Source organism: Microbacterium sp. UBA1097 (assembly GCF_002313585.1).
Classification (GTDB): Bacteria; Actinomycetota; Actinomycetes; order Actinomycetales; family Microbacteriaceae; genus Microbacterium.
Map to the genome: position 1 here is coordinate 23,287 of NZ_DCBW01000003.1, position 8,839 is coordinate 32,125.

An 8,839-nucleotide genomic window follows, 5' to 3' on the forward strand; every position below is an offset into this window, starting at 1 on the left:
GCGTCGCACGATCTCAGCGCCGCGGAGCATCAGGCTGCCTGGACGTCGTCGTCGCCGCGGTACCTGACGATGGTGCACTGGCAGCGTTGTGGATGGATCCGCTTCCGACGAGAACCGCGGACCCTCCGATCCGGCCCCGCGGCAGGCGAACTGTTCATACCGTCGCCCGCGCCGAAAGCGCGTCCGAGGCAGTCCTAAGCCTTGGCGGTGTTCCCGGGGGAGTCGGGGTGGGAAGAGTAGAGCGCGCCGAGGAGTTCCTCCAGCGCGACGCGCAGTTCGTTGTAGCCCATCGTGTAGAACATCGCGTCGGAGTTCGAGGTTTCGGTGGCGTCGAGGTTGGCGAGGAGTTGACGGGCTTCACGGACCGCCACATCGAGCCACGGCTCGACATCCGGTAGGCCCCGGACCCACTCGTCGATGACGGTGAACGGGATGGGCGCGTATGCGTGGGCGTCGACGCCGACGTGGAACTGGTGCCCATTCGGGCCGTGGTCGCGTGCGTGCGTGTGACCGTGCAACAGCGGGATCCCATCGTCCCAGCGGGGCCGGTGCGACGTGTGTCGGTCCGACTCCTGCGAGTCGCCCTTGTACGGGTAGTGGGATGCGAGGATCCGGTAGCCGTGCCGGGTGCCTTCGATGACCTCCGGCAGAATCGTCCACCCGGCCGCCTCGTAGAGCGGCGCGAACCGTTCGATCGCCTTCCTGGACTGTGTCGCTGGTGAGACCCGGTCATGGTTCCCGGGGACGAGGTACCGGTGACCGTTCAGCTGCGCGGTGAGGGTGATCGATTCCTCGATCGGCCCGAGCGCGACATCCCCGAGATGTAGCACCACATCTGTCGGGGCGACCGTCTCGTTCCAGCGGCGGATGAGCTCGGTGTTCATCTCGTTGACGGTGGTGAATGGACGGTCCGCGAGTTCGCTGATCCGGGCGTGGCTGAAGTGGGTGTCCGCGGTGACGTAGTCGACTCGGTCGAAGTCGAACCACGGATACTCACTCACGGCTAACGCTCCTCGCATGTGACGGATGTCTAGCAGAATCTAGCGGTGTCTAGCGTTTCGGTAGACACCGCTAGATGTTCCTAGAGTTCGTCGAGATCGATCCCGAATTTCCGGGCGAGATCGGAGCGCGCCACCTCCGCACTGTCGGCGGGACGCTCCCGGGCGATACGGGCGATTTCCTCGTCTTCCGCCGCATCCTCCGTGGCGGCGACCGCTGCCAGCTCATCGATCAGGACAAGAACGGGTGTGCCGTCGGCGGTCGCGCGGCGGCGGATCTCGGCGGCGGCATGGCCGAGGGTGTACATCCGCTCCCACGGGTGCTCGCCGTGGCGAGCGATGGCCACGGTGTCGCGGGTGTAGCTGCGCTCATCGCCTGGGACGAGCCACCGTTCGGTGCCGTCCGAGGCGAGGAAGAAGTCGACGTAGCAGTTCCCACACGGCATCCGGTAGACCCCGGGCTCGGTGGGGGCAGAGTCGGTGCTACGCGCGATCATGTCGCGGATGATCCGCCCCCAGTCCGTGTTGCCGTCAGAGTGTGACATCGGCCAGACCCTTCGTTTGGCGAACGGAGTAGTCTCTCACACCGGTGAATTTGTGTCCACTGATTGGGTCAGAGCCTGTTCGAGTCGAGTGGTTGCTCTCGCTCAGGAAGTCTCGCCCGTCGTGAGATGCTCGCCTCATGGCATCGCACACTTCAAGCGGCTGAAAGCGGCCCCAGAAGACCTCATCGACATCCAGCGCTGCGTGACGTTCGTCGCGGGCATGGGCCTGGACCCCGTTTGGCCCGAGGCCCAGCAAGGCCTAGCAGCCGGTGGAAGGCCATTTCACTCGACGCGCTGGACCGATCACAACTCAATGGGTAGCCCACCCGAGGCACATGAACGTGCTGCTCAAGGCGCGCCGCCTCGGTGGGACGGCGGACGGCGACTGATATATCGAGCCGTGTCATCGCAGCCGGTGTCTGCAGCATGCAACAGACTGATCTGGCAACCCGGCTTCGCCGGTAATGCACAGCCCCTGGCAGACACAGCGGGCCAAGTGACCACGAGCGGAGAACAGATGGCGAAGATGCGAGTGCACGAGCTCGCCGCCGAACTGGGAGTCGACGCAAAGGCCGTCTTGGTCCGTCTGCGAGAACTTGGTGAGTTCGTCAAGAGCCCGTCTTCATCGATAGAAGCTCCAGTTGCTCGCAAGGTGAGGGCGTCGTTCGGTGCCCGACCCCCTCGACCCGGTTCGCCTCGGCCATCGCCGATGCGACGTGAGCACGTAGACCCGCATGTCGATCGGCCGGGATTCGATCCGACCGCACCATCCACTCGACAGTTCGGCTGGCGATCGGGCGCTGTGGCGGCGCCCCAGCACCCAGACCTGCTGGCAAACGTCGAGCGCGTTCGATACAAGTACCCGGTCCTGCGTGACCACATCGACGCTCTGCGAAGTCTTGGCTCCCAGGTGGTCTACGCGGGGTTCTGCCGTCAGGATGGCTTCAGGGACTGCGCGATCGTCCATGTGCGATTCAGTGGAGCGATCGAGGCCGGGTTTGGGTTTACCCGCGAGGTGATGATCTTCTACAGTCCGCATGAGGATCTCCAGGGCCGGACCTTCCAGGCTGCGGCCCGCGAGCTCGGTGGCGCCGATCGTTCCATCACTCCGGACATCTTCTTCATGTGGTCGCCCGATCGGCGTCTACAGATCAAACTGAACGACTGGTCGCGCCCCGCGAAACTAGCGATCCCGCTCTTGATTGACGACGAAGACGAACTCTCGCTAATTACCCTTCTTCGCGACTACATCTATGCCCGAGACCTCTTCTACATGACGACTCCCGTGTATGGCGCGAGCTTCTTCGGCCGCAGGACACTGCTGCAGTCGATGCGTGACGACGTGTTCAACCAGCGAGTCACAGGCGTCTTCGGACTGCGGAAGTCGGGCAAGACGAGCATCCTCATGCAGCTTAAGGAGGAGTTGCAAGAGGACAAAGTGGTGACCGTCCTCATGGACCTGGAGGCCTTCCCCTCTCCGCCGGAAGACCCCACCGACGACATCGTCAGCGATCTGCGTCGACGACTGATTGCTGAACTCAAAGCTCACAAGCTGCGCACCCAAGAGCTTTCGCAGCTGCAGGAACGCCCGAGCATCCTCGACCTGAAGAACGCTCTCCAGGCGATACTCAAGCATCTCCACAAAGACGGGCATAGGATCCTGCTCCTCCTGGACGAGATCGAGTACTTGACCCCAGCGGATCGCATCGATATCGCTGAAGGCGACATGCCACGCATTGCGCAGCTGCTATCGGCCCTCAGGAGCATCGTGCAGGAGTCTGAGAACTTCACCTTCGTGCTGTCCGGCCTTACAAGCGCCATCGTTGAAGGTGGACGACTGTATGGTCGACCGAATCCCCTCTTCTCTTGGGCGAAGGCCGTGTACGTGAAGCCGCTGGAGCGAGAAGAGGCGGACGATCTCGCGAGCACCGTCGGCGGCAAGATGGGCATCCAGATCGAACCTGGTGCGCTCGAGGCACTCCACGAGGCGTCCGGTGGTCACGCCTATCTGTATCGAAATCTGAGCTCAGCCGTCGTGCAGCACCTTCCGACCGACGTCTTCCAACGTACGATGACTCGCGCTTCCGTGCTCACAGAACTTGATGATTGGAAGAGTCGCGTCCAAGGCAACATTGAGGAGATGGTCCAACACGTCAAGCGCTACTACGCGAACGAGGCCGTCATGCTGGACGTGCTGATGGACAGTGCAGCCGACTTCAAGGAACTCGCATCCAGCGAGCACGTCGCAGTTCGTCGACTGAAGGACCTGGGTCTGATTCACGAACAGGACGGCGAGTTCGAAGTCAGCGTGATCCTGGAGCTCGTATGAGCGCGACCGACTACTCCGACTGGATACTGGGCGTTCACCGAAAAGCGGAGCAACTCCGCGTCGTGTTCCTGCAGCTGGGCTCGAGCAACGAGCCAGCCCGCCGCGCTCTGGGGGCTTCGCAGGTGAACGTGACGCGCGTCCGGGACTACTTGCAGCCAGATGGCCCACTTACCACCGGAACAGTCGTGATCGACGGGATGGAGTCGCTCACGATGCAGAGTGAGGCCACTCAGATGGGTGCGCTACGCGAGCGCGTCTTCAGCGACGTCGAGGCCGGCGGCAGGGTCATCCTCCTCTCCCGGGCGCCTCGGATTGCTTTCCCTCCAGTGGTCGGGAGTTCGCTCCTTGACGACGCCAGCCTGGCGCATGCTCCGGTCGTCAAGAGCACAGGCGCTCACGAGTGGCCAACGTGCGTTGAAGACGGCGCCTCCCCGGCCGACGTACTGTGCCGGGCGCTGACAGAACTCGGTATGGACCTGGCTGCGTCTCTCGATCGTGTCGTGTACGAGAGCCTGCTGATTGGCCAGAGCGCGCTGGGCCTGCTCAACGCGAGGGAGCTTGAGGCGCTGGATGGTTCCAGCCTTACAGCGCCCGACGGTGCGACTCGGACATGGAATTTTCCGAAGCATCTCGGACCGCTCAAGAAGGCGCTCGACGAGGTTCTCGCGGATGCCCTCGATCCTCAGCAGCAGCTTGCCGAGGTGAGTTCGGGACTCTGGAAGATCGAGCGGATCATCCGACGCGAAGTGCGTCGGCGCGCAATCGCCGCATGGGCGGAGAACTGGCGCACGCAGTGCCTGAACGGCGACCTTCCGGAAAAAGTGCTCGAGCGAGCGAGCGAATCGGCATACATGGGCGCCACGTCGGTCAAGCAATTGCGCGACCCTCTCGAATGGCTCTCACTCGGGGAGTTGCTCCAACTAAAGGACCGTTCCCAGATCGGCGACTTGGGGTTGAGCGCCGCTCACTGGCGACAGTTCAGCGCGCAGATCATGCCGATTCGGAATCGTCTGGCACACATGCGCAGTCTTCGGCCCGAGGACGCCGCCGACGTCGTCAAATGGCAGCGAGTGCTCGAAATGCGATTCCCCACAAATTGAGACGAGCGCACTGCGAGGAGCGTACGCCCGATCAGTAGGCTCATCTCGGTAGCGGGTGAGGAGATTCGAATGGCGGAGAGCACCACTGCCGATCTGGACGTCAACAGGTCCGACCGGCGACTCGGGCGCGCTGTGACGCGGGTTCATCAAGCCTCGCGCACAATCGACCCGGCTCTGAGACCCAGACTCGAGTCACTACTTCACGCAGGCGAAGCGATGGACTTCGTCGCCCGCATCCATGGATTCTCCGACCCCTTGAGTGCATCCGCCCTCGAGTCTTTCGCCGTCCAGGCAGGAATTGGAAGGCAATCACTTCACTCGACCGTGCTGCCGGCGCTGAAGGCTGCCAATGTTGCAGACTTCGCGCTGGACACACAAGGCGTTGTAATCGAGGTGCAGGAGTTTCTGGGCGTAACCGGGAACCTCATCGAACAGTCCTACCGCGTTCTACAGCAGCTCAACCCGACCATCGATGAGATCGTAACGCTGCACTCGATCGAAGTCGCATCGTTCGCCCCGTTGACGACCACCCAACATCTCGACCAACTCCACCGACGAGGATTCAACGACCAAGTCAGCGAAACCGGTCTGAACCTTGCACTGGCGACAGGCCTTACAAAGCGCGTCAACTCCGTCGATCTCGCCGAGGACGTAATTTATAGCCCTTACGTGTGGGAGTCAGGACAGATTGAGATCGCGTCGTTCCTCCGTGGCCTTCCCCCGGGCGAGCGCGACGCGCTTCTCGGCATATGTGAACAGGCAGCGCAACACCCCGGCCTCGCACTTCCACTCCTCGCGCAACCGACCCCCGGCGTGTTCGGCGCAGCACAGAAGGTCGGACTCGTCCAGGCCGCCACCGTCAAGTCGACGGGAGGATCCGGAGCGCAGACATATGTCTTTTCACCTACTCTCGAGTCGGAGGACGACCGGCTCACAACCACCGAGGCGCTGAATCAGCGCAAGCTTTTTGTCGCCCACATGCTCTTCGGGCATGAACGAGCGGAACGTAGCGGCGGTCGAATACACGATCCTGTGGTCCTCGTGCGGGCGCTCCTAAACCGCGGGAGCGTTGGGCCTGCGAGCAACATCAGCACCGACTACCACCTGCTTGAGGCGCACGGCATCGTTCGCGTCCGTGAAACGGACCACGGCCGGGCATACCTCGAACTTGTGAAGGAGGAGATCGTCGAAGGCGGGCTCGCGTGGCTTCAGAACTCATCAACGTCCGCAGGAACGACGGACCCGACGGTGAACCTCCTCCGAGCTCCAGGCGAGTTCACCAACCCAGAGCAAACACGTGCGGGCGCGGGCGACCTCGGAGCCGCTGACGAGATCGCGAGATCAGCGATCCTCGAGCTGAGAAAGGAACTGCAACGTGCCACCCGTCAAGACCGACCCGCTAACCCCCGGTGATCGACTCGAATGCCGCGTAGGCCAAGTGTGGTTCTGGGAGGGGTACTTCACTCGGGTAGGCATCGACCTCATCAGCTACTACGGCGCGGAACTCATCCAAGTCACCGACCTGGATCTACTCGCCATCGGGCTTGGTCCCGGGCTCGAGAGTCACCGGACCATTGGCGAGTCCAAGAGCGGGACGGGGAAGAGCGCGCCGAAACCACTCGACCGTATTGTGTGGCTACGCGGACTGCAAGAGTTGGTAGGCGCAGAGCGAGCGGAACTGACTGTTGCCTCGAGCGTGACGCCCAGAACCCGGGAGCTGGGCCGCCATTCCCGCGTCAGCGTCGAATCGATCAACGACCTCCAGGCGCGAGAGGCCGCACTTAATCTCTCGAAACTCACAGATCTTGGGGCCCACGGACCCAACGCCCTGCTTCTGCGGCGCACAGTCAAAGTAGTCAGCAAGGACGATCCCACGCTCGGACCTGCGTTCAAGTTCCTCACTTCCACCGTGTGGTTTCTAGATCCGTTCGCTGCACTGAAGCAGAGCCTGGGTCTACTTGAGACGCTTTGCCAGCGCTGGACGCCCGGCGTCAAGGATGACGAACAGCTCGCGGTACGGTGGCTCATTTCAGAGACCCTCAGTATCTGGGTACTCAACCTCGTAACGATCGTGGGATTTGTCCGCCCGATGGATCCGAGTGCATTCACAAGTTTTCTTCGCGAACGCCTCGCAGACGGAGTTGTGCCCGCTCAGCGCATGCGCCAGTTGTCGCGCGACTTCGACAAGTTCATCAGTGGACTGCTCGCGGCGGCGAAGGCCTCGCCCGAGGTGCGGACTGAGGCCATGGGCGCGTTTGAGCCCTCACCGCCGGAGTGGGCTGACTCTGCTGCAGAACTCGCAATCCGGCTAGGCCGTCAGCCCGCGCTCCGAGACTTGCCTCGACAGCTTGATCTCGTCGTTCACGAGCGGCTAGCTCGTGGGCGAGACATCTCAGAAGCTGCGGGGGCTCAGCTTCGACTCAATGATCCGGCGGCAAGATCAAGCGTGAGCCTCATTGCAGCGTTCCTGCGAAGCTTTGGCTCTCTGAAGGACGACATCAGCGAGCTTCTAATCGCAGGGTTCGGTAAGCCGGCGCAGGCGCCGCCCGAGCCTGCACCCCAGCAAGAGATCGAAGCGACTGCTCTCACACTGCCCGGCCTCGACGCCGCTGACAGCGTTGCCGAGGACTGACTGGCGTGGGGCTGTAGGGATTCGCCATTCCCCACGGAATCCTGAGCCTTCGGCCACTGCCAACTACCGGGGATTCCCGGCATCCTCGGCCATTTCCAACGGGAACCTACACGTCGTCGAGGTCGTCGTTGCAGTGAGCTTCCGATGGTCGGCGACATGCGCGGGTTCGTCGCGGGGGCCTTCGATCTCGAACCCGCAGACACCGCAGCTATGCAGCCCGATGCCGTCGACGTCGTCCGAGGGGATGTACATCGTGGTGGGCTCTTCGCACATCAAGCAGCGCATGGTGTCTCCGTTCGTGATTGTCAGGTGATCGGTTGGACGGTGGCGGAGTATCCGCGGTGGGAGCCCCAGGCCGCGGCGATGCGGTCGGCAATGTCGCGGTCCTCGCCGAGGTATGGCCGGTATCTCTTGCCGCGAGGGTCGGTGATCACGACCTGGACGACGCCGGCGGGCTCGCGCACGGTGACCCTGGCGGCGGGGATCGGATATGCCTGGACGCGACCGGCGATGATGAAAGTCGGGTACAGGTCGCGTGCGAGCTCCGGGGCACGGAACACGTCGTGAACCCACGCCGTGATGGCGAGCGCGCCGGCGGGGCTGAACCCGATGAGGCGGGCGGGGAGTTGCTCGAGCCCGGCGCGGACGAAGTAGTGCTCGTCGACGAGGATCGGCGTCGGCGGGAGCAGGGTTTGCTCGTCGTGGGCGGGGTAGATGGTGAGGCTGGTGCGGCTGTTCATGAGGCGCTCGTTCATGCGGTGCGGCGGATGCCGGCGGCGATGATGTGGGCCTTGGTGGGCCGGGAGTAGAAGCCGAAGCTGTCGTCGTCGTCGGAAGCGGAGACGGTGGCGGTGAGTAGATCTTCGCCGTCCGGCGTGTGCTGCCGTCGCTCTCCGTGGAGATGGAATCCCGGCTGTCGGTCTCGTCCTGGCGACGGTCTTCACGCAGAGCGGCTGGGTCGGAGCAATGGCGGTGACCGCCGCGACTCTCGTCGTGGCGGCGCTGATCGTCTGGCACCGTGCCCGATCCGGTCTCGTTCGTGCGCTGGATCCTGATCATGCCGTGCGCCGGAGCCGATCTCTGTCGTGGTCACCGGGCAACCCGGGTGAGCTGTTCCAAATCGGCACAGCGCTGTGGCGGAATCCTCCCTGAGAGTAGAGCTCATCCACCGAGTGGTCGCCTAGTTCCTGCAGGCGCCGAGCATCAACGAAGGAGTTATGCGATGTCCTCGTCAT

9 protein-coding genes and 1 pseudogene are annotated in these 8,839 nt (G+C 63.1%); 6 read left to right on the forward strand and 4 right to left on the reverse strand.

What is annotated here, in order from left to right; genetic code table 11:
• Positions 1-194: 194 nt before the first annotated feature.
• Together B4F19_RS00255 and B4F19_RS00260 are read right to left on the reverse strand one after the other, a co-directional pair.
• Positions 195-1,001, reverse strand: coding sequence for a metallophosphoesterase (locus B4F19_RS00255; RefSeq protein ID WP_005054963.1), 807 nt, complete (start codon positions 999-1,001; stop codon positions 195-197).
• A gap of 80 nt (positions 1,002-1,081) precedes the next feature.
• Complete coding sequence (locus B4F19_RS00260; protein ID WP_005054965.1) at positions 1,082-1,543, reverse strand: hypothetical protein; 462 nt, start codon at positions 1,541-1,543, stop codon at positions 1,082-1,084.
• Between the two features lie 517 nt (positions 1,544-2,060).
• On the opposite strand from B4F19_RS00260, the pseudogene B4F19_RS00265 reads away from it, so the two are divergent.
• From B4F19_RS00265 to B4F19_RS00285, 5 genes and pseudogenes are all read left to right on the forward strand, one after another.
• Positions 2,061-2,205: pseudogene (locus B4F19_RS00265) on the forward strand (translation initiation factor IF-2 N-terminal domain-containing protein); the annotation flags it as partial.
• Positions 2,206-2,345: 140 nt separating this feature from the next.
• A complete protein-coding gene (locus tag B4F19_RS00270; protein WP_005054967.1) occupies positions 2,346-3,872 on the forward strand; it encodes an AAA family ATPase in 1,527 nt (508 codons plus the stop codon).
• Positions 3,869-4,972 carry a hypothetical protein gene (locus tag B4F19_RS00275; protein WP_005054969.1) on the forward strand — a complete coding sequence of 368 codons (1,104 nt, stop codon included), beginning with the start codon at positions 3,869-3,871 and terminating at the stop codon, positions 4,970-4,972. The genes B4F19_RS00270 and B4F19_RS00275 overlap by 4 nt, the downstream gene beginning before the upstream one ends.
• A gap of 69 nt (positions 4,973-5,041) precedes the next feature.
• Positions 5,042-6,385 carry a hypothetical protein gene (locus B4F19_RS00280; RefSeq protein WP_005054971.1) on the forward strand — a complete coding sequence of 448 codons (1,344 nt, stop codon included), beginning with the start codon at positions 5,042-5,044 and terminating at the stop codon, positions 6,383-6,385.
• Positions 6,348-7,604, forward strand: coding sequence for a DNA-binding response regulator (locus B4F19_RS00285; protein ID WP_292732159.1), 1,257 nt, complete (start codon positions 6,348-6,350; stop codon positions 7,602-7,604). Before B4F19_RS00280 ends, B4F19_RS00285 begins: the two co-directional genes overlap by 38 nt.
• 63 nt (positions 7,605-7,667) lie before the next feature.
• On the opposite strand, the gene B4F19_RS00290 is transcribed toward B4F19_RS00285, so the two are convergent.
• Positions 7,668-7,889, reverse strand: coding sequence for a hypothetical protein (locus B4F19_RS00290; RefSeq protein WP_005054975.1), 222 nt, complete (start codon positions 7,887-7,889; stop codon positions 7,668-7,670).
• A gap of 20 nt (positions 7,890-7,909) precedes the next feature.
• Positions 7,910-8,344 (reverse strand): hypothetical protein, encoded by a 435-nt coding sequence (locus B4F19_RS00295; protein ID WP_101305219.1) that lies wholly within the window; start codon positions 8,342-8,344, stop codon positions 7,910-7,912.
• A 232-nt stretch (positions 8,345-8,576) separates the two neighbouring features.
• Here B4F19_RS00295 and B4F19_RS00300 point away from each other — a divergent pair, with 232 nt between their 5' ends.
• Positions 8,577-8,756 (forward strand): hypothetical protein, encoded by a 180-nt coding sequence (locus B4F19_RS00300; protein ID WP_228179555.1) that lies wholly within the window; start codon positions 8,577-8,579, stop codon positions 8,754-8,756.
• Positions 8,757-8,839 lie beyond the last annotated feature (83 nt).